At 45.6% G+C, this 20,018-nt stretch carries 14 protein-coding genes and 2 tRNA genes; 11 read left to right on the top strand and 5 right to left on the bottom strand.

Going from position 1 to position 20,018, the window contains the following annotated elements:
- Nucleotides 1-53 precede the first annotated feature (53 nt).
- On the bottom strand, nucleotides 54-1,898 hold the full coding sequence (gene asnB / locus GUA98_RS21155; RefSeq protein WP_127539034.1) for an asparagine synthase (glutamine-hydrolyzing): 1,845 nt from the start codon (nucleotides 1,896-1,898) through the stop codon (nucleotides 54-56).
- 192 nt (nucleotides 1,899-2,090) lie between these two features.
- On the opposite strand from asnB, the gene GUA98_RS21160 reads away from it, so the two are divergent.
- The 3 genes from GUA98_RS21160 to GUA98_RS30040 all read left to right on the top strand — a co-directional run bounded on the left by GUA98_RS21160 (nucleotide 2,091) and on the right by GUA98_RS30040 (nucleotide 2,966).
- Nucleotides 2,091-2,390, top strand: a complete 300-nt coding sequence (locus tag GUA98_RS21160) for a hypothetical protein (RefSeq protein ID WP_153979791.1) — start codon at nucleotides 2,091-2,093, stop codon at nucleotides 2,388-2,390.
- A 20-nt stretch (nucleotides 2,391-2,410) separates the two neighbouring features.
- Nucleotides 2,411-2,767, top strand: coding sequence for a hypothetical protein (locus GUA98_RS21165; RefSeq protein WP_193724309.1), 357 nt, complete (start codon nucleotides 2,411-2,413; stop codon nucleotides 2,765-2,767).
- A 70-nt stretch (nucleotides 2,768-2,837) separates the two neighbouring features.
- Complete coding sequence (locus tag GUA98_RS30040; protein WP_255248063.1) at nucleotides 2,838-2,966, top strand: hypothetical protein; 129 nt, start codon at nucleotides 2,838-2,840, stop codon at nucleotides 2,964-2,966.
- A 78-nt stretch (nucleotides 2,967-3,044) separates the two neighbouring features.
- Here the strand turns inward: GUA98_RS30040 and GUA98_RS21170 are convergent, their stop codons facing one another.
- Nucleotides 3,045-3,338, bottom strand: coding sequence for a DUF4870 domain-containing protein (locus tag GUA98_RS21170; RefSeq protein WP_153979789.1), 294 nt, complete (start codon nucleotides 3,336-3,338; stop codon nucleotides 3,045-3,047).
- 297 nt (nucleotides 3,339-3,635) lie between these two features.
- On the opposite strand from GUA98_RS21170, the gene GUA98_RS21175 reads away from it, so the two are divergent.
- Nucleotides 3,636-3,709: transfer RNA gene (locus GUA98_RS21175), tRNA-Arg, on the top strand.
- Nucleotides 3,710-4,004: 295 nt separating this feature from the next.
- Here the strand turns inward: GUA98_RS21175 and GUA98_RS21180 are convergent.
- On the bottom strand, nucleotides 4,005-5,936 hold the full coding sequence (locus GUA98_RS21180) for a methyl-accepting chemotaxis protein (RefSeq protein ID WP_227779906.1): 1,932 nt from the start codon (nucleotides 5,934-5,936) through the stop codon (nucleotides 4,005-4,007).
- 423 nt (nucleotides 5,937-6,359) lie between these two features.
- On the opposite strand from GUA98_RS21180, the gene GUA98_RS29745 reads away from it, so the two are divergent.
- The 3 genes from GUA98_RS29745 to GUA98_RS30045 all read left to right on the top strand — a co-directional run bounded on the left by GUA98_RS29745 (nucleotide 6,360) and on the right by GUA98_RS30045 (nucleotide 13,065).
- On the top strand, nucleotides 6,360-7,766 hold the full coding sequence (locus tag GUA98_RS29745; protein ID WP_227779908.1) for a RidA family protein: 1,407 nt from the start codon (nucleotides 6,360-6,362) through the stop codon (nucleotides 7,764-7,766).
- Between the two features lie 184 nt (nucleotides 7,767-7,950).
- Entirely contained in the window at nucleotides 7,951-8,724 is a 774-nt protein-coding gene (locus GUA98_RS21195) for a class I SAM-dependent methyltransferase (protein WP_193724311.1), read from the top strand.
- Between the two features lie 381 nt (nucleotides 8,725-9,105).
- Nucleotides 9,106-13,065: a S8 family serine peptidase gene (locus GUA98_RS30045; RefSeq protein ID WP_193724312.1), complete on the top strand. Its 3,960-nt coding sequence runs from the start codon at nucleotides 9,106-9,108 to the stop codon at nucleotides 13,063-13,065.
- A 299-nt stretch (nucleotides 13,066-13,364) separates the two neighbouring features.
- On the opposite strand, the gene GUA98_RS21205 is transcribed toward GUA98_RS30045, so the two are convergent.
- The gene (locus GUA98_RS21205) at nucleotides 13,365-14,603 is read right to left on the bottom strand and encodes a CynX/NimT family MFS transporter (protein WP_193724313.1); all 1,239 of its coding nucleotides are present in this window, start codon (nucleotides 14,601-14,603) and stop codon (nucleotides 13,365-13,367) included.
- 422 nt (nucleotides 14,604-15,025) lie between these two features.
- A tRNA-Arg gene (locus GUA98_RS21210) sits at nucleotides 15,026-15,099 on the bottom strand.
- A 325-nt stretch (nucleotides 15,100-15,424) separates the two neighbouring features.
- On the opposite strand from GUA98_RS21210, the gene GUA98_RS21215 reads away from it, so the two are divergent.
- From GUA98_RS21215 to clpX, 4 genes are all read left to right on the top strand, one after another.
- Nucleotides 15,425-16,267: a hypothetical protein gene (locus GUA98_RS21215; protein ID WP_153979785.1), complete on the top strand. Its 843-nt coding sequence runs from the start codon at nucleotides 15,425-15,427 to the stop codon at nucleotides 16,265-16,267.
- Between the two features lie 135 nt (nucleotides 16,268-16,402).
- A complete protein-coding gene (tig, locus tag GUA98_RS21220) occupies nucleotides 16,403-17,743 on the top strand; it encodes a trigger factor (protein ID WP_127541053.1) in 1,341 nt (446 codons plus the stop codon).
- A gap of 375 nt (nucleotides 17,744-18,118) precedes the next feature.
- On the top strand, nucleotides 18,119-18,709 hold the full coding sequence (clpP, locus tag GUA98_RS21225; protein WP_091001992.1) for an ATP-dependent Clp endopeptidase proteolytic subunit ClpP: 591 nt from the start codon (nucleotides 18,119-18,121) through the stop codon (nucleotides 18,707-18,709).
- 12 nt (nucleotides 18,710-18,721) lie between these two features.
- Nucleotides 18,722-19,975: an ATP-dependent protease ATP-binding subunit ClpX gene (gene clpX / locus GUA98_RS21230; RefSeq protein WP_095293292.1), complete on the top strand. Its 1,254-nt coding sequence runs from the start codon at nucleotides 18,722-18,724 to the stop codon at nucleotides 19,973-19,975.
- Nucleotides 19,976-20,018: the final 43 nt, after the last annotated feature.

Genomic DNA, 20,018 nt, shown 5'->3' on the forward strand with positions numbered 1-20,018 from the left:
GTGAATGCATAAATGCTGTTTACCAGGCACCCCTCTTTTTAAACTACATTCTGTTAACGAATGGCAACCTTATATGTGCGCAACCAGGAATTAATCTGTGTCAAGTAAGCAAACAGCTGTGGACCGGACATGAGCTGCCCAAACCAGGGCAGATTAGACGAAGCATCAGGTGAAGATGCCAGCTTGCGAATCTGGGCCTTGTCAATCAAAGGCAGAATCGGCGAAGATGCATCATCTAGGATATCCAGCACCTGCTGCTTGACGGCCGCCAAATATTCCGGATTATGTGTTTTGGGATAAGGACTCTTTTTACGATATAAAACATCATCAGGCAATACACCCTCTAACGCTTTTCTGAGGATTCCCTTCTCACGGCCGCCCGTTATTTTCATTTCCCAGGGAATGTTAAATACATATTGAATCAGGCGATGATCGCAGTAAGGAACTCGAACCTCGAGCCCTGCCCCCATACTCATCCGGTCCTTCCGATCAAGCAGGGTAGGCATGAAGCGGGTGATGTTCAAATAGGACATGACACGCATTTGTGCTGCCTTTCCGGTCTCCCCATCCAGCAAAGGAACCTCAGCCACAGCATCCGAATAACGGTCGGCAAGATAGTCCAGCGGTCTGATCCACTCCCGAATGTCTGCAGATAATAAACCTGCGCGCATGTCAGGTGCTACCGACCAAGGGAACGTTCCCGAATTCAGCATCTCGTCCCGATGGAACCAGGGATACCCTCCAAACACTTCATCGGCTGCCTCCCCCGAGATGGCGACGGTAGCCCCTTTCTTGATTTCCTTACAGAACAAATAGAGAGAAGAATCCACATCCGCCATCCCGGGCAAATCCCGAACTAACATGGCCTGATTCAAGGCATGAACCAACTCTCCATTCTCAATCTCGATCCAGTGATGATCTGTCTTCAGTTCATCCACCATACGCTGGATCCAGGGGCCGTCTGCACCAGGCTGGAACGAGTGCGCCTGAAAGTGCTTGGCATTATCCACGTAGTCGACAGAATACGTACTGACTTGACCTTGACCCGTGCGGTTGTAATAGTCTACGGCCAGGGCAGACAGAGCACTGGAGTCGAGTCCCCCTGACAGAAGGGAGCAGACTGGAACATCGGAAGCGAGCTGACGCTCAAGCGTATCCTGCAGCAGACGCCGTACCTCGGCGGCAGTCTCATCCAGATCATGCTCATGAGGCTGGCTTTCCAGCTTCCAGTATGCGTAGGTTCGTATTCCATTCCGGTTGAAGATGAGCGCATGTGCTGGTTTGAGTTCATTCAACGAGGAATAGACACCGTGTCCAGGCGTCCTGGCTGGACCTACGATAAATACTTCTGCCAAGCCCTCGGGACCCACAGCAGCTTCGACATCGGGGTGAAGCAAAAGGGATTTGGGTTCGGAGCCGAACACGAGAGCGTCTTTTGCGTTGCTGTAAAACAATGGTTTGACGCCAAGGCGGTCACGTGCCATGAAGACCTGTTCGCGTCCTCCATCCCAGATGGCAAAAGCAAAAATGCCATTAAAACGGTCTACACATGCCGGTCCCCATTCGATATAAGAGGCGAGCAAAACTTCCGTATCACATTGCGTACGGAAATGGTGCCCCCGTTGAAGCAGCTCTTTTTTCAATTCGGGTGCATTGTATAGTTCTCCGTTATACACGACGGTATAGGAGGTGTCTCCCTGTAACGCATGCATGGGCTGAGCCCCGTTCTCCGGGTCCATTACGCTGAGCCGGCGATGTCCAAATGCACAAGGATTGGAGATCCATGTACCTGAAGCGTCGGGCCCCCGGTTCGACAAACTGTCCGTCATTCGGAGCAGCAGTTCCGATTCCTGGGTCAAATCCCGATTCCACTGTATGAAGCCGGTTATACCGCACATGGTTGTTCATCCTTTCTTAGTCGATTCGTTGATCCTGTAGAGTGTTGCATGGCATGGAGCCAGCGAATATTGTCTTTTTCGTCAGAAGTCGTAACAAATATATGCCGAAAGCAGGCATAAAATGTCTGTCCTCTTCGGAAACTATATCTAGGAACAACGGCCTCAGCATGCCTGTGAAGGAGAGAATGGACTGTGGACAAAACAACCTATTATGTTTCTGTGGGTGGACGTTCCGTTTTGCAGGATCAGCACGCAGCTGCTTATGAATGGGTTATTCAGGCGACACCTCACGAAGTAGATCATTTAGTGGGACTCCTCAACCTGATGCAGGAAAAAGAGGAAGAGGCCTTTCCAGGAATGGTATTCCCGTGGCCGGATACACCTGAAGAATCGGTGAATCGGGCATATGAAGCTGCTATACAGCAGGTGTATCAAGAGATTTACCGTTTGGGGACACCTGAGACAAGACGAGAGATCGAACAAAGTACATGAAATGATAAGGAGCGATAACAATGTATGCAATTCAGGATGCCAAGATCCGTAGATTAACCGAGGTGGAGGGGTTGTCTTGTGCTGAAGTGGAGGTACAACCAGCGAACGCGGGAGATCCTTCTTTATTAGTATATGTAGCGGCAACTCAGCCTGGAAGCACATTGGAAGTGGTAAGGATTGTACGTAACCATTCGGATGCTGTTCTGGATTGGTATAACAACAATATGCACACTGCCTTTGAGGATGCAACGGAGACAGCGTTTCAGAACAGTGAAGGTGTAACTGCAGGAGAAGATAAAGCCCGTTTCCAAAGTGAATTGTTTGCGTTTGGGCTGCTTGGTCCAACCCTTCAGCGTTACCTGGTTGGTCAGGCGTAATCATCTTCCAGCCTGGATAATGGAGCTAACCCGGAGCATACTACAACCAAGTTCCGGGGAGGTGATAGCAATGGCTTCCAAGTTCAAGAAAAACAAAGGAAACCTTTACGCGCATCATACCGAGTTTGCCGGGGAAGTGCTCGCCGTTAACAGCAAGCGTCCTACGCTTAGAAATCCATGGCGTAAGGGAAACAAGTAACCGGAATGAAGAACCCGCCGTTTCTTATGGAAACGGCGGGTTTCTGCATGTAATCTGATGGTAAGGACGGTGTAGAAGTCACGCATACTCACGAAGGACTTGAATCCCTTTGACGATATTGTAAATAAAGCTTAATCCATAAATCACAAAGAACAGAATGACATACCCGATGGCGCCGCCGATGCTCTGTGAGGTAACGAAGAAATAAAAGAGGGGAATGGCAGCGAGAAACGGGAAAATGTGTGAAAACAAGGCCCGTTTGGCATGTCCCTCAATATAATTGTCCCGCGCAACAATCCAAATGATAATCGGGAACAGAAAAGGAGCGAAGAAAATACTGAAATAGGATAAGGCGGACAAAAGCTGTCTCATAATAATTCTCTCCTTCTTGGAATGAATTCAGATGTAAAGGTATGTATGCATAAAGATTACCCATCCACGCTGACAATGAATAGTCTATGTTCCGTATGGTGTATATGGGGTAAACCCTGCCTTCAACAATATTGCCTGCGAATCCGGATCATATTCGATCAGTTGAGCAGCGTATGAAAATTATACGTAAATGTATGTCATAGGATGCAACTTATTAATTTTTTTATAAAAGTATTGAAAAATATAGAAAACCGAGTATAATAGAAATTGCGCCAAAAATTTTATTTATACATATTTGTCTCAGTAGCTCAGCAGGATAGAGCAACGGCCTTCTAAGCCGTCGGTCGGGGGTTCGAATCCCTCCTGGGACGTTCAAGAAAGCTTCCTATGGGAAGCTTTTTTTACGTACAGGGGATGAGAACCCCGATGGTTCGTCGGAGCATAAGCATCGAAAGGATTACTTCGCAGTCTCGACTGGAAGGAGAGTATCCCTCCTGGGACGTCTAGGAAAGCTTCCCTACGGGAAGCTTTTTTCACGTTCAGGGGATGAGAACCCCGATGGTTCGTCGGAGGATAAGCATCGAAAGGGTTACTTCGCAGTCTCGACTGGAAGGAGAGTATCCCTCCTGGACGAAAAAAAGCTCCCTAGCGGGAGCTTTTCATATCTTAGACTTTGAATTTACCGATAACTTCTTGCAATTCTTGTGCCATTTTGCTCAAGCTGTCTGCGGATGCGGTAACTTCAACCATGGAAGCACTTTGCTCTTCCGTAGAAGCGGCAACATTTTGAGTATTGCCAGCGGATTGCTCTGCGATATTGGCTACACCTTCTGCCATGTTAACCATGCTCTGAGCGCTCGCGTGTACCTGCTCCACTATGGCAGAGACGTCAATGGATTCGGAAGCAACGCGGTCAATGGATTCGACAATATCATTGAAAGCTTCTCCGGTTAAGGAAACAAGGGAGATTCCTTCCTGTACAACGGCTGTACCTTCATTCATGGCGGTTACTGCATTTGCAGTTTCTTCGCGAACCTCGTGCACCAGATTACGAATTTTCTCCGCAGACGTTGTGGATTGTTCAGCCAGCTTTCTGACCTCGTCAGCAACGACAGCGAATCCTCGGCCGTGTTCTCCTGCACGTGCAGCCTCAATGGCTGCGTTCAGTGCGAGCAAGTTGGTCTGACTTGAAATCTCAGTAATCAGCCCGATGATATTACCGATTTCATCTGTTTTTTGACCTAATGCATGTACGACATTCGCGGTATTATTAACTTTTTCATGAATCAAATTCATTTGCGCTACGGCATGATTAACAACAGCTGTACCTTCTTTTGCTTTCTCATTGGCGCTGCTTGTTAATTCAGTTACTTGTTGAATGGATGCAGCAGCCTGATCCATGCCTCTGGAAATTTCCTCGGTAGATTGTGTAAAAGCCGAAGAGTTATTAACTAGCTTTTCGGAGCCATCTGCAATATGCTGCACCGCTTCCGAGATATATTCGGCAGTTGCCCGGGTTTGTTCAGCGCTGGCCGACAGTTCTTCTGAAGTTGCAGCGACCTGTTCCGAATTGAATCCAACCTGTGAAACCAATTGCCTGAGATTATTGGACATGGTATTTACTGCTGTGGACAGTTCACCAAGCTCGTCCTTGGATGTGATCTTAATTTCGTTCGTCAAGTCACCTGCTGCAATATTGTTGGTCGCGATCATTAATCGTTTCAGAGGCAAGTCGATGGAACGAATGACCCAGATAACAAGGGCAGTTCCACCAATAATGGAAATTGCAATAATAACCAGTGTTGTCATTAAGATTCCGCGGCTTGCTGCCGAAATTTCCTCTACGTCAATGACACCAACGATTTTCCACCCTGTAAGCTCATTCGTTTGATAAACAGCGATCTTATCGTTCCCCCCGGAGGAGAAATTTACGTTACCTTCCGGTTGTGCGTTCATTTGTGCGACATAGGTTTCCGTGTCTTCTGTCCCAATTTCCATCGTTGGATGAGTTATGTATTTATTATCTTTATCCAGTACAGTAACCGTTCCTGTTTCGCCAACCTTGATTTTATTAACCTGTTCGGCAAAATTGGTTAGACTCAAAACAATACTGACGACACCGGAATCATCGGCTGTCGCCATGGAAGGGACGACGATGACTTTGCCATCCTGACTAATGATCGGGCTGTTTACTAGTGCTTCGCCTTTCTTCTCGATTGCCATGGAGTACCAAGCCCGTTCACGTGGATCAAAATCTTCGGCAAACGTTTGCTGTGGGGAGTTCAGAAGCTTACCTTCTGCTGTGGCAAATTGAACATGATCATATTCCGATTTAACCGCTTTGATGGGATCGAGAATTTGCCTTAGTTCAGGACTCGCATCGCCATCAACCATTTCGCCGTTAACGGTTTGTGACAAGTACTTAAGATCTTCCAGACTGGTATTGATCAGCATATCCAGCTGAGTATTCACAGTTTCTACGGACTGACGTGTATTTCTCATGAATTGCTCGGTGATGTCATCTTTTGCAGTCCGATATGATAAGAAACCAAGGATGGCAGTTGGCAGGATCAGGATCACCAGAAAAGCGATACTCAATCGTGCTCGAATTGTTATGTTTTTGCCCAACCTAAATTTGTCGAACTGAGATGGTCTAGAAGGAAGCTTCTTTGTTTTTTTCATTGCTTAAGTCCTTTCCTATGTTTAGTTAAGAAAATAAAAATACTGCAAAGTGAAAACAGGGCATTTTTATATGTCGGTAAAAATACTTGAAAAGTTTAGGTCTTTTGTCATAAAAATTTATGAAAGCGCTAAAATTCGACATATTTAAATTGGCATTATTCCATGAAGTAATCTAAATTTAAATAAAGAATATTATTTTATAGTCTTTAAGGCGTGATTATTCGTCAAAAAACTAAATATAATAGTCTATAATACCTAGTAAAAAATTGACAGAATGTGTATCTATGATATAGTTAGCGAGAATATTTTAAAATGTATACATAAGAAAGGTTGTTGGAAATGACAAGTAAACAGACAGGAAAAGCTGTAAGGCGTTTAACCGCTGGCGTGCTTGCGTTGCAGATCGGTTTTGCGGCAATGGGTACTCCCGCTTTCGCTTCCAAGGTAACCGTTGTTTCGCCTCATGGCGTAGAAACTTTAGCACCCCATGGTGCCATCCAATCGACTGGCACATGGGATGTAGGAACGCGTGCAGGAGATTATATTTATGTTGCTGGCATGCGAGGTATAGATCCAAGCACGAATAAGCTTGTCAGTGATGAAGAGGGAAGAATTCGACAAGCATTTTTGAATATGCAGCTCATTGCAGAATCTGAAGGGGCAACGCTTCAGGATGCAACACGTCTTGTGGTCTATGTGACAGACATGTACCGCTATCGTCCAATTGTCAATCAGATTCAGGAAGAGTTGTGGGGTGCTGGCCCGTATCCGCCCCGGACTATTATTGAAGTGGATCGCCTGAATCAGGATGATATTGTAGAAGTAGAAGGCACGTTCTATGCTCCGCAAAACGGATCTAAATCAGTCAAAGTAAACGGGAATTCCAGCAATAAAACCAGTAATAACGTATCGCCAAACGGCGTAATAACCCTCTCACCAAAAGGGGCTATCCAGTCTACAGGAACTTGGAATCTAGGCACAAGAGCAGGCGACAGTATTTTTGTAGCAGGCATGCGTGGAATTAATCCGAGTACGAACAAGCTTGTAGCCGATGAGGAAGAACGGATTCGTCAGGCTTTTCTCAATATGAAATTGATTGCAGAATCTGAGGGAGCAAGTCTCAAGGATGCGACACGCCTTATTGTTTACGTAACGGATATGTACCGGTATCGTCCAATCGTCAACAAGGTTCAGGAAGAATTGTGGGGAGCAGGACCTTACCCGCCACGCACAATCGTTGAAGTGGATCGATTGAACCAGGATGATATTGTCGAGGTGGAAGGCACGTTTTATGCACCGAAGTCGGCATCCAGCAATCTCAAATCGACAACTAGTGCTAACGTATCGCCAAACGGAGTAAAAACCCTGTCACCAAAGGGGGCTATTCAGTCAACAGGAACATGGGATCTTGGAACTCGGGCAGGCGACACGATTTATGTGGCAGGCATGCGCGGAATTGATCCGAGCACCAACCAGCTTGTCAATGATGAAGAGGGACGGATTCGTCAAGCATTCCTGAATATGAAACTGATTGCAGAATCTGAGGGCGCAACACTGCGAGATGCGACTCGTCTTGTTGTATATGTGACCGACATGTACCGCTATCGTCCAATTGTCAATCAGATTCAGGAAGAATTATGGGGTTCAGGGCCATATCCGCCACGTACAATCATTGAGGTGGACCGTCTGAATCAGGATGATATTGTCGAGGTGGAAGGCACATTCTACGCACCAGAACATAAATAATTCAAAATAGGGCAGGTCTCCAATCATGGTGGCCTGTTTTTTGTTTGGCTCAAATTCAAACTGGGCTGAAGAAAATCTGACTTTTATAGTTTTTTCCTATTAATTAAATAGAAATTATATATTTTAATAATAAGTCCGGATGTGCCACAATAAACTTATCATTACGAAAGCGACGGTGATATAAATGAAATCAATCAATCAATGGCAGGCAGAGGAGTATGATCACAAATTGGCCTTTGTATCGGGATACGGAAAAAGTTTAATTTCATGGCTTCAACCTAAGAAAGGTGAACGGATTCTAGATTTAGGCTGTGGGACTGGTGATTTGACACACGAGATTGCCATGTCTCAAGCAGAGGTGGTTGGCATGGATGCCTCTCCGGAAATGATTCAGCGGGCGAGAGAGAAGTTCCCTGAAATCACATTCGTGGAAGGGGACGGACACCGATTCGAGGTGAGCATACCTTATGATGCAATCTTCTCCAACGCGGCATTGCACTGGATGAAGTCTCCTGAACTTGTCGTAGAAAGCATATGGAATGCACTAAAGCCTGGCGGACGCCTGGTCGTGGAGTTTGGAGGAAAGGGTAACGTTCAGACCATAGTAACTGCACTGGAGACAGTGCTCGAACAAAAAACAGGAATTCATGCTGCAGATCGCAATCCCTGGTACTTTCCGACAATCGGTGAGTACAGCTCCCTCTTGGAAGAGAAGGGATTCCTGGTCCGGCAGGCCTATCATTACGATCGCCCTACCCAGCTTCAAGATGGGGAAAAGGGTATTGAGGGCTGGTTAGCTCATTTTGGAGGGGACTATTTTGCTGGTCTAACCAAGGAACAAATGGAGGGTATTTGCCTTGAAACGAGTAAAATAGTAGTACCCAAGCTCTGGAAAGAAGATGCCGTCTATGCGGATTATAAGCGTTTGCGAGTGGAGGCGGTTAAACCTCATAAGTAATATAAATGTATCATTTTCTTTGTTAAATGAAATTTGAAAGGTCATCACTCTTTAAAGTCTGTATCTTGCTGGGATCATGATTCTTATGCTTCAATGAGGATTGTGGTCTTTTTTCCTATGAACTATTTCAAGATTCAATATCTTTATCGACAAATAAATACAATTTTGATATTTTCCTCTTACTCAAGAACCATATAAGTAATTTTTATATCATATCTGTAATTTTTTAGAAGGGAAATCTGATGATTTAGTAGAATAATTTACCATGGGTCAAACTTCTTGCGGAAGGGATGGTGACATTATACAAGTATTGCAGTACTTGTTCGGACAAGACCCCAGTGATTGGTGAGGTATTCATATTTAAGAAGGAGGGGCATCGCCTTGAATAAACGATTAATATCCATGCTATTAAGTGTCCTTATGATTTTTTCCATCATCATGCCTGCGGCTGGAGCCGCTCCAGCAGAAGTACAGCTTGACAGGAATTTGCCTTCCAAGGCTGAAGCCCAGCAGTGGAGAGAGATTCTCGACCAGCGGGAAGAGAAACTTGCCGCAGAACCTTTTTTGGATCAGAGGCTGGAAGGTCTAGGTGGAGAGAAAACAAGGGTAATCGTTGAACTCTCAAACAAACCCGTAGCTGTAGCGCAAGGCGAATCAACCCTCTCAGGAAAGTCATTTACCTCCTCTATGGAAACAAATGCTGTGACGAAGGTCGAACAACAACAACAGTCATTTGTACATAGCCTCACTCAGAACAAAATTAATCACGAAGTATTGGAAAAGTACGCATACGCCCTGAATGGTGTAGCCATTGAAGTGAATGGAAGCCAAATGGGACAGTTGCTTCGCATACCAGGTGTGGTCAGTGTGTATCCTGACCTTGAAATCGCGTTAACGCCAGAGAACGATGAAGTTAATCCCTATATGAAGGATACAGCTCCGTTTATCGGTGCCCCGGAAGTATGGGATTTGGGTTACAAAGGAAATGGTATCAAAGTCGGCATTATTGATACAGGGATTGACTACGAGCACCCTAATCTGACAGAAGGTTATAAGGGTGGATGGGATTTTGTGGATAACGATGAAGATCCTTATGAAGCAACAAGAGAAGAGTGGAAGGTGTCTGGAGAGCCCGAGTTTAATGAAAGAGGCAGTTCCTACTATACATCCCACGGTACTCACGTTGCAGGAACGATTGCCGCTCGTGAAGCTGGAGATTATGGGGTTATTGGTATTGCTCCTGAAGCCGAAATCTATGCTTACCGCGTATTAGGGCCTTATGGCAGCGGACAAACTGCTTGGGTCTTGGGCGGAATTGATCGCTCGGTCAAAGACGGTATGGACATCATCAATCTCTCACTGGGGAATTTAGCCAATGATCCAAGTTACATTACTTCGGTTGCCCTCAATAATGCCATGCTGTCAGGTGTGACTGCAGTGGTCGCAAGTGGTAACGAAGGCCCGAACCGTTACACCCTAGGTTCTCCGGGAGCATCGGCTATGGCAATCACGGTCGGTAACTCTACGGGCCCTAGTCAGATGATTACAGCCGACACACATTTTTGGATCGGTGAGGAAGGTGAAGGTACACTACCTGAAGAATTGCCTGCACCTGAGGTTGAGCAATCACCTGAACTGGGAGTAGCATCAGGGGCTGAAGCTCCAGAAAATCCAGAGCAAGACATTCCTGCTAGCACACCAGATGCAGACGAGCCAACCGTTGAAAAGCCTGAATCGGCAGGCGAGGATACGCTGCCACAAGGAGAGCAAGCAGAGACTACATTGGAAACAGAACAAAATACAACTACTCCTAGTACGGAAGAAGTGGCACCTGCGGAAGAGGAGGAAGTCGCAGCACCAACTGAAACGGACACCACTCCACTAACCGTTACAGAATCAGTCTATCGCCTGGATGTGATGGGCTGGAATCTAGCGGAGGATCCGGAAACGGTATTGAATGGACAATACGATTTGGTGTACGCCGGCTTGGGCAAACCAACCGATTTTGAAGGAAAAGATATGAACGGCAAGGTTGCTTTCATTCAGCGCGGGGAGCTGGCTTTCGTTGATAAGATTGCCAATGCCAAAGCGGCTGGGGCGATTGCGGTTATTGTTTACAATAACATTCCTGGGCCAATTGGCGTTAGTTTGGGGGATGATTTTGAATTTATCCCTACCCTAAGCATGAGCAAGGAAGATGGAGAAGCTATCAAAGCTCAGCTCGATGCTGGTCAAGACGTTGAAGTCAGCTTCAGTGATTTCGTCAAAGACATGACAGAGGGAGATGAGATGAATTCCTCAAGTTCCCGAGGACCAGCCAAGGTAACACTGGACATTAAACCTGACATTGTTGCACCAGGAACCAGCATCCTGTCAACCATTCCTGCGTATGGCAAGGATGAGCCTGGAGCGAACTACGATCAAGCGTATGGACGTAAATCAGGAACAAGCATGGCGACTCCGCATGTAGCCGGGCTGATTGCGTTGCTGATCGAAAAACATCCGGATTGGACCCCTTTTGATATCAAAGTTGCCCTTATGAACAATGCCAAAGTACTGAATACAGAGAACTATGATGTGTTCGATCAAGGTGCTGGACGTATACAGGCAACGGAGACGATTGATCCTGAGACTTTCGTTAAAGTCATGGATGTCACGAAATATACTGAAAACGGCGTGGCAGTAGAAAAAGAAAACATTACAGGCAGTGTTAATTTCGGCAACTTCCTGAGTACAGACGAAAAAACGGTCAGCAAAACGCTCAAGGTTCAGTCATTAAAAGGGGCAGGCGGGGAATATTCTGTATCCGTTAATCCTACTCGCACCATTAATGATGTCTCGGTATCCGTTGATAAGACGTCCTTTGAATTGAATGGAGAAGAAGAAGTAACGGTGACAATTACGGTTCCAAAAGGTGTGACTACTGTTGGAGAAGCCCAAGGGTACCTTCAGTTCAGTCATGGAGCGAAAACGTACAGCTTACCATACGTGGCTCACTTCAATGTTACAGAGGCCGGTGTTAAATACATTGAAACGAAGTATGGTAATGAAACGAATCCATTCCATTATCCTTTAAAAGCTGACGGCACACTGGATACGTTAAATGTAGCGATGGAGTTCCACAATCCAATGAACTTTGCACTTATAGAAATTTTTGATGGTCTTAACCCGGATGGTGGTTTTTATCAGGATGGGTACATTGGAAGTATCTTTGGAAATTACTACAATTTTAATGCCAATACCCGATATAATCTGGCTTGGACCGGAAATTACTTGGATTACGAAACAGAAGAAGCAACGAAAATACCGGATGGTTTGTACACCGTTGATATCACAGCTTTAGGTACAGACGGCAAAACGTATGTAGAGGATACCCCTCCATTCTTGGTGAAAACAGAAGCCCCGGTGGTAAAAGTGCCTGAAAAACTGGAATTTAAAAACGATGAGTCTGCAGTTATTAATGGAAACGTGGAAGACTTGTACTTCGTTGTCGCTCCTGCGCTCCAAGAAGGGTGGAACATTGAGTTTGACCCTGCAGCATCCCTCGAAGCATCGTATGTTGTGAAAGAAGAGGATGATTCGATCGTTAAAGAGGGTGACTTTGAAATACAACAGGATGGTAGCTTTGGTCTTGCTTTAGAGGACATTGAATCCGGCGAATATGTCGTTGAACTGACGGTGAAGGACCAGCAGGGGCTTTCAGGTACAGCCAACACTTTGTTGAGCTTGGAATCTTCGGAGCCTGAACCGGAGACTCCGGCAACCAAAGCACCTGGCACTCCTGTACTTTCTCACAATAATGGACATGCTAATGGTCTGCTCGAAGGCTCCTATACCGTGAGCATGAACTTATGGTGGGGCGAAAATGCGACCAGCTATAAACTTTATGAAGACGGAGTATTGATTGACACGCAGAAGTTGACATACAATGCGCCTATGGCACAGTTTGCTCAGACGAAGATTACAGGAAAAACAAACGGGACTTATACGTATGTAGCTGAGCTAACGAATGACAAGGGAACAACACGGAGTCAAACGCTAACTGTGAGGGTTACCAATGCATCTCCTGGTAAGGCAGTGCTTTCTCAGGACAATTGGGATGGCGATGGTAATTATAAGGTCACCATGAACTTATGGTGGGGAACCAACGCTACGGAGTACCGCCTTTACGAAAATGATCAGTTAATTGATACCCAAGCACTCAATGCGGCTACACCTTATGCGCAAAGTGCGGTCAGTACAATTTCTGGACGATCTTCGGGCACGTATAAGTATCGTGCCGAGTTAAGTAACTCAGCTGGTACTACCAGTACCGAAACGATTACTGTAAAGGTCAAGTAAGTCCAATTATAAGATCCATGTAAGATAGCAAGCTTAATAAACTATCTATACACGTTGAGTGAAGTATATGTATAGAACGTTGTTTTTCTCTTAAGAGGCCTTCATCCTGATTTAATAGGGTGAAGGCCTCTTGTTTTGGAATTTTTTTAAAACTGTAGGTTACCTGAAGTATTTATTCTGATTGGCAACACAACATATACTTGTTGATATAAAAGACTCCCCTTACAGTGACTGGTGTTTTATCCGAGTCATTACAAGGAGAGCAAAATTCAAAAAGATCTGCACATCGAATCAAAATTTTATTTTGAATCACCAATCAATCGATTTTTACTTGCCATGATTCCTGTAATCAGCAATACGATAGCGAGTGCAACCTGCAAAAGCAGTGGAAGGGTCCAGCCATGCGTCCAGTCATGAATTAGTCCGAACAACAAGGGACCTCCCGCTGCCAGCATATACCCGAACGATTGAGCCATTCCCGATAATCCTGCAGCTTGTCTTGCGTCTGCAGTCCGAAGTACAAAGAACATCGTAACCAGGCCAAATGAAGCCCCGCCCCCAATACCGGCGAGAACCACTCCGATCGTCACCAGTGATGAGATCCCGCTTAAGAGGAACGCATACCCCAAAATGAGGCAAGTACAAGTGATGGCTGTCAGCACGCGTTGATCCTTCATTCGTCCAGCAAGAATAGGGATAACAAACGTCACTGGAACGCTGACCATCTGCATCATGGACAACATCAATCCTGCTGAAGATGGGTTAAAACCCTGCGTAGACAAAATTTCGGGCAGCCAGGTAATGGTCGAATAAAAAATCAACGACTGTATTCCCATAAACAGCGTGATATACCAAGCGAGTGAAGATGAGATGAGTCGTACCGGTTTCTCGGTATTCCGAGAAGCTACATAGACTTCTCCGCGGCGTCCGTTACGAACGTGAGGCAGCCACAGGATAAGAGCCAGGATGGAGAGTACAGCCCACATTCCAAGTGAAGCATGCCAACCCATGGAGGTGAATCCTGCTGCCGGAACGCTAATTCCAGAGGCAATGGCACCCCATATATTCATGGAAACGGAGTACAGGCCAGTAACCAATCCTACACGTAATGGAAAATCCCGTTTGATTAAACTAGGGAGTAACACGTTACTCAGTGCAATTCCACATCCCAGGATGGCTGTGCCAGCAAAAAGTGCAGGGACAGACGGCAAAAAACGCAGTGCAATACCACACGTTACAATAATGATAGCGGTCAGCAGTGCAGCCTCCAAACCGAATCTTTTTGCCAGCTGCGGAGCAAAGGGGGAAATTGCCGCAAAAGCAAGCAGTGGCAGGGAAGTGAGTAATCCCGCCATGGTATGACTTATCCCTGTATCGGCACGAATTAAATCAACGATAGGCCCTGTCGCTGTAATGGGCGATCGCATCGTGGCTGCAATCAGGATGATGCCTGTAAGGAGAAGTCCGAGTTTCACGGACGCTGTAGAGTTATCCGCAACTGCATGATCAGGCGAATGTTGATGTAAAGAGGATGGCATAGGTAAATCTCCTGTTATTTATTTTTTTCTAATATGTATACTTTGATACATACGTATACCAACAAGCATAACATTCGGTGTCAACATTGGGCAACGAAGTGGGATGAACATATCCCAAGAACGCAGAAAAGCTTCCCGAAGGAAGCTTTTCCTAATACGTCCCAGAAGGGATACTCTCCTTACAGTCGAGACTGTGAAGTAGTGCTATCGAGGCAGATGCTCCGACGAACCATGGGGGTTCTCATCCCCAGAACGCAAAAAAAGCTTCCCGAAGGAAGCTTTTCTTAATACGTCCCAGAAGGGATACTCTCCTTCCAGTCGAGACTGCGAAGTGGTGCTATCGAAGAGGATGCTCCGACGAACCATGGGGGTTCTCATCCCCAGAACGCAAAAAAGCTTCCCGAAGGAAGCTTTTCTTAATACGTCCCAGAAGGGATTCGAACCCCCGACCGACGGCTTAGAAGGCCGTTGCTCTATCCAGCTGAGCTACTGAGACATGAATTTTTCAAGCAAAAATGATTTTATCATAAATAATGATGAATATCAAATGTTTTATTTAAATAACTTATTCGTATATGATGTTTGGCGGTAGGGGACGTTTTTTTCATTATATTTAAGGTTATGTTAGAATATCAGGAGAACTCAGAAAATAGATCGACATTCGTTTAATATACATCTATTTATGGTTGATTCCGACTGGAGATTGAGGATATAGAGGAGGTGCTCCTATCAAGGAATCCACGACGCCGGAAAACGAGCACAGTAACAATATTGTTCTGTTTCCTAAAACGCTGGACTATTACCAGATTCAATTAACTGTCATGCTGGAAAATGAGCGATATGGGGAAGCCATGAATCTGCTCCGCTTCCTGCTGCAATGTCAGGGACAGGAAGAACGTCATTATGATGAATGGCGGGCTCTGCTGGAGTGGCTTGAAGCTGCGTTCCCTCATTACGCCGAAGATTCCTCTATTGCCCCGGATGAACAAGAAGAAGAGGAAATCAGTGAGGAAGATATGGCACGTCAGCACGCCAGGTCCAAGCTGGAACAGGACCAAGGATATGCGGATAAGCTGCTTCGCACAGTAATGGAAGAACCGCTATCCGAACAAACGATGCTTGCCTTGGAGCAGCTTGCCTATCTTGAACTTCCGGAAATCGATGAGGCACTTAGTAGCTGGTTAACCGATAAGTCTCTTCATCCATTGCTGCAGTTCCGGGTGTTGCAAACCTTGCGACGTCGCGGTACGCAGGGCTTCATCACGTTCACAAGAGGGGAAGAGCAGGTTGAAGTGGAAATTGATACGGTTCCTCTGCGTCCGGAGGATTTTCCGCTTCAGATCGTGCGCATTCTCGAGCGAGTGGCCGATCAGACGGAAGTTCATGAGCCGACACTCTTTTATTTTGCACAGGAACTTTGGATCCAGTTTGTCATGGCGGTGTATGGAACACGAGACTACGATTCCATGCTGGAAGATAATGATTCCATGACAGATATATGGGCAGCAGCATTACATATGACCGTTGCAGACAGCCTGGGAGGCTCCCACGACGAAGAAGATACCCGTTCAATGTATGCTGTAACTGGAGCAATGCGCTTCCGTCTGGAGCAGGCATATCGCTCGATGAAGCAGTTTGTTTCTGCAGGTTTGGGGGGCCAATAAGGCCCGGAAACGTTTACCTCAAACCGCATCAAGGGATTCCCCTTGAAAAAGAATGTAATCTTGTTTATACTAAAATGGTTATTTTGTACGTGATCGCCTACGTGAACATGTGAATTTTGGAGGGGAAAGTATACAATGAAAGCAACTTGGGAAAAGATAGAGAAGAACCTTGGGGTTCTTGAAGTTGAAGTTGGTGCAGATCGTGTAACTGCAGCACTCGACAAAGCTTTTAATAAAGTAGTAAAACAAGCGAACGTGCCTGGATTCCGTAAAGGTAAAGTGCCACGTCCAATTTTCGAAGCTCGTTTCGGTGTAGAAAGCTTGTACCAAGAAGCAATCGACATTTTGCTTCCTGAAGCTTACACAGAAGCAATCGACCAAACGGATATTTTCCCGGTAGATCGTCCGGATGTAGATATCGAACAATTCGCTAAAGGACAAGCATTCAAGTTCAAAGCGAAAGTAACGGTGAAACCTGAAGTTACCCTGGGTGACTACAAAGGAATCGAAGTTGCTGTAGCTAAAGGCGAAGTAACAGATGCAGAAGTGACTGAAGAGCTTGAGCGTCTTCAACAACGTCACGCTGAACTCGTTGTAATCGACGAAGGTTCTGCACAAAACGGTGACGTTGCAGTTATCGACTTCGATGGTTCCGTTGATGGCGTACCATTCGAAGGTGGACAAGCTGAGCGTTATTCCTTGGAACTGGGTTCCAACACATTCATCCCAGGATTTGAAGAGCAAGTTGTGGGTCTGTCCACAGGCGACTTCAAAGACGTTGAAGTAACTTTCCCAGAGAGCTACCACGCAGCAGAACTTGCTGGCAAACAAGCGGTATTCAAAGTGAAAGTACACGAAATCAAACGCAAACAACTTCCAGAACTGGATGATGAGTTTGCAAAAGATGTCAGCGAATTTGATACTCTGGAAGAGTACAAAGCTGATCTGAAAACACAACTCGAATCCCGCAAAGCAGATGAGTTCAAAGCAGCTCAAGAAAATGCGGTAGTAGAAAAAGTAGCAGAAAATGCTGAAGTGGACATCCCTTCTGCAATGGTTGACAGCGAAGTGCAAAACATGATGCGTGATTTTGACAACCGCCTGCGTAACCAAGGCATGAACCTGGAAATGTTCCTGAGCTTCTCCGGTCAAACACAAGCTGACCTGAGAGGACAAATGCAAGACGATGCTTCCAAACGTGTTCGCAACAACCTGGTTCTTGAAGCTGTAGGTAAAGCGGAAAACATCGAAGTTTCTGATGAAGAAGTGAACCAAGAACTCGAAAAAATGGCTGAATCCTACAAGCGTCCTGCTGAAGAGATTCGTGGCATTCTGGAGAGCAATGGTTCCCTCGACAGCCTTCGCGATGAAGTTAAACTGCGCAAAACGATCGATGTTCTCGTTGAGAACAGCAAAGTTGTAGAGCCGGTTGAAGCTCCAGCTGAAGAAGCTGCTGCAGAATCTGACGAAAAATAAGACAAGCTGTAAGGCAACAAGCAGCTGAATAAAGGATAAGGCACGTGAATCATTGCGTGCCTTATTTTTAAATTATGGCATCCATTTTATAGATGATTCAGTAATAATATGGATGGTTATAATGTGGGAAGGGATATACTGCTTCAAGCTCCTATGTACTTTATGCAAATAAAATAAGGTTAAACGGCATAGGATTCCTTCGATTTGCACATACATAGAAAACATGGTTAAATATGATCAGGCTAAAAAGTAAACTAACTTATGCTTGACACTACTTGTGAAAAATGACATTGTCACAGGAACGTGTTAGAATGAATTTGGGTTTGCTTTACAGGTAGCCTATGTCTAATTACATGTAGAAAAGAGGTTGGTCTCATGAGTCTGGTGCCAATGGTTGTGGAACAAACCAATCGAGGCGAACGGTCTTACGATATATACTCGCGTTTGCTGAAGGATCGCATCATTTTTCTAACCAGTGCGATTGATGACGATGTAGCCAATCTTGTCATAGCACAGCTTTTATTTTTGGCAGCCGACGATCCTGAGAAGGATATCAGCTTGTACATTAATTCACCTGGTGGTTCTGTCACCGCAGGGATGGGTATATACGATACGATGCAGTATATCAAGCCGGATGTATCGACCATTTGCGTTGGGATGGCAGCAAGCATGGGTTCGTTGTTGTTAACGGCCGGTGCGCCTGGTAAACGATATGCGCTGACCAATAGCGAAGTGATGATTCACCAACCGCTTGGCGGCGTTCAAGGACAGGCTGCGGATATTAAAATCCACGCCGAATGGATTATTAAAACACGTCAGAAACTGAATCAAATATACGTCGATCGTACAGGTCAGCCCCTTGAGAAAATTGAGCGGGATACGGACCGTGACTTTTTCATGAGTGCGGAAGAAGCCAAAGCGTACGGCATTATTGACCAGGTGCTCAGCAGACCGATCAATTCCTAAAGGGGTGGTTTCATGTTTAAATTTAACGATGAGAAAGGGCAACTGAAATGCTCTTTTTGCGGTAAATCTCAAGAACAGGTGCGCAAGCTGGTCGCTGGACCAGGCGTATACATTTGTGATGAATGTATCGAACTTTGCACCGAAATCGTTGAGGAAGAGCTCGGTCATGACGAAGAACTGGACCTCAAAGATATACCGAAACCAAAAGAAATCCGCGATATTCTGGATCAATATGTTATTGGACAGGATCAAGCGAAGAAATCTTTGTCTGTAGCGGTTTACAATCACTACAAACGGATTAATACACAAAGCAAGATTGAGGACGTTGAACTGCAAAAGAGTAACATTTTGCTACTCGGACCTACAGGTTCAGGTAAAACGTTGCTTGCACAAACGATGGCGAAAATCCTCAATGTTCCTTTTGCTATTGCTGACGCGACTTCATTGACTGAAGCTGGTTATGTCGGTGAAGACGTAGAGAACATTCTGCTCAAGCTGATCCAGGCTGCTGACTATGATGTGGAAAAAGCAGAGCGCGGTATCATTTATATCGATGAAATTGACAAAGTAGCCCGCAAATCCGAGAACCCGTCCATTACACGTGACGTATCGGGTGAAGGGGTACAACAAGCCTTGCTGAAAATCCTGGAAGGAACGGTTGCTTCTGTACCACCACAAGGTGGACGTAAGCATCCACATCAGGAATTCATTCAAATTGATACAACCAATATCCTGTTCATTTGTGGTGGTGCCTTTGATGGTCTGGAGCAAATGATCAAACGCCGGATCGGTAAAAAAGTCATTGGCTTTAATACCGTTGCGGAACAAAAAGACCTCAAACCGGGTGAGTACCTGGGTATGGTTCTGCCGGAAGACTTGCTGAAATTCGGTCTGATTCCGGAATTTGTAGGACGTCTACCAGTCATCTCCACTTTGGAGCCACTGGACGAAGATACACTGGTACGGATTCTTTCCGAACCAAAAAACGCCCTGACCAAGCAGTATCAAAAATTGCTTGAACTGGACAATGTGAATCTGGTGTTTGAACCAGGTGCATTGCTCGCGATTGCAAAAGAAGCAATCAAACGTAACACAGGGGCGCGGGGATTGCGTGCCATCATTGAGGGTATCATGCTTGAAATCATGTATGAAGTGCCTTCACGTGAAGATGTTACGAACTGTGTGATTACCGAAGAAGTCGTTGAGAAAAGAGTTGTGCCTGAACTTGGCCAATCGAAGGACGATAAGCAGGAAGAAAGTGCCTAACTAAAGGCAGCATTCCTGCTCAGCTCTGAAATATAGACTTGTC

This window comes from Paenibacillus sp. P13VS (assembly GCF_015143645.1).
Lineage (GTDB): Bacteria > Bacillota > Bacilli > Paenibacillales > Paenibacillaceae > Paenibacillus > Paenibacillus xylanilyticus_A.

Bases quoted from the DNA above. Each gene is read 5' to 3' on its own strand.
- asnB (WP_127539034.1), bottom strand. From the start codon at position 1,898: ATGTGCGGTATAACCGGCTTCATACAGTGGAATCGGGATTTGACCCAG.
- GUA98_RS21165 (WP_193724309.1), top strand. From the start codon at position 2,411: ATGTATGCAATTCAGGATGCCAAGATCCGTAGATTAACCGAGGTGGAG.
- GUA98_RS30040 (WP_255248063.1), top strand. From the start codon at position 2,838: ATGGCTTCCAAGTTCAAGAAAAACAAAGGAAACCTTTACGCGCATCAT.
- GUA98_RS21170 (WP_153979789.1), bottom strand. From the start codon at position 3,338: ATGAGACAGCTTTTGTCCGCCTTATCCTATTTCAGTATTTTCTTCGCT.
- GUA98_RS29745 (WP_227779908.1), top strand. From the start codon at position 6,360: ATGACAAGTAAACAGACAGGAAAAGCTGTAAGGCGTTTAACCGCTGGC.
- GUA98_RS21195 (WP_193724311.1), top strand. From the start codon at position 7,951: ATGAAATCAATCAATCAATGGCAGGCAGAGGAGTATGATCACAAATTG.
- GUA98_RS21205 (WP_193724313.1), bottom strand. From the start codon at position 14,603: ATGCCATCCTCTTTACATCAACATTCGCCTGATCATGCAGTTGCGGAT.
- GUA98_RS21215 (WP_153979785.1), top strand. From the start codon at position 15,425: ATGCTGGAAAATGAGCGATATGGGGAAGCCATGAATCTGCTCCGCTTC.
- tig (WP_127541053.1), top strand. From the start codon at position 16,403: ATGAAAGCAACTTGGGAAAAGATAGAGAAGAACCTTGGGGTTCTTGAA.
- clpP (WP_091001992.1), top strand. From the start codon at position 18,119: ATGAGTCTGGTGCCAATGGTTGTGGAACAAACCAATCGAGGCGAACGG.
- clpX (WP_095293292.1), top strand. From the start codon at position 18,722: ATGTTTAAATTTAACGATGAGAAAGGGCAACTGAAATGCTCTTTTTGC.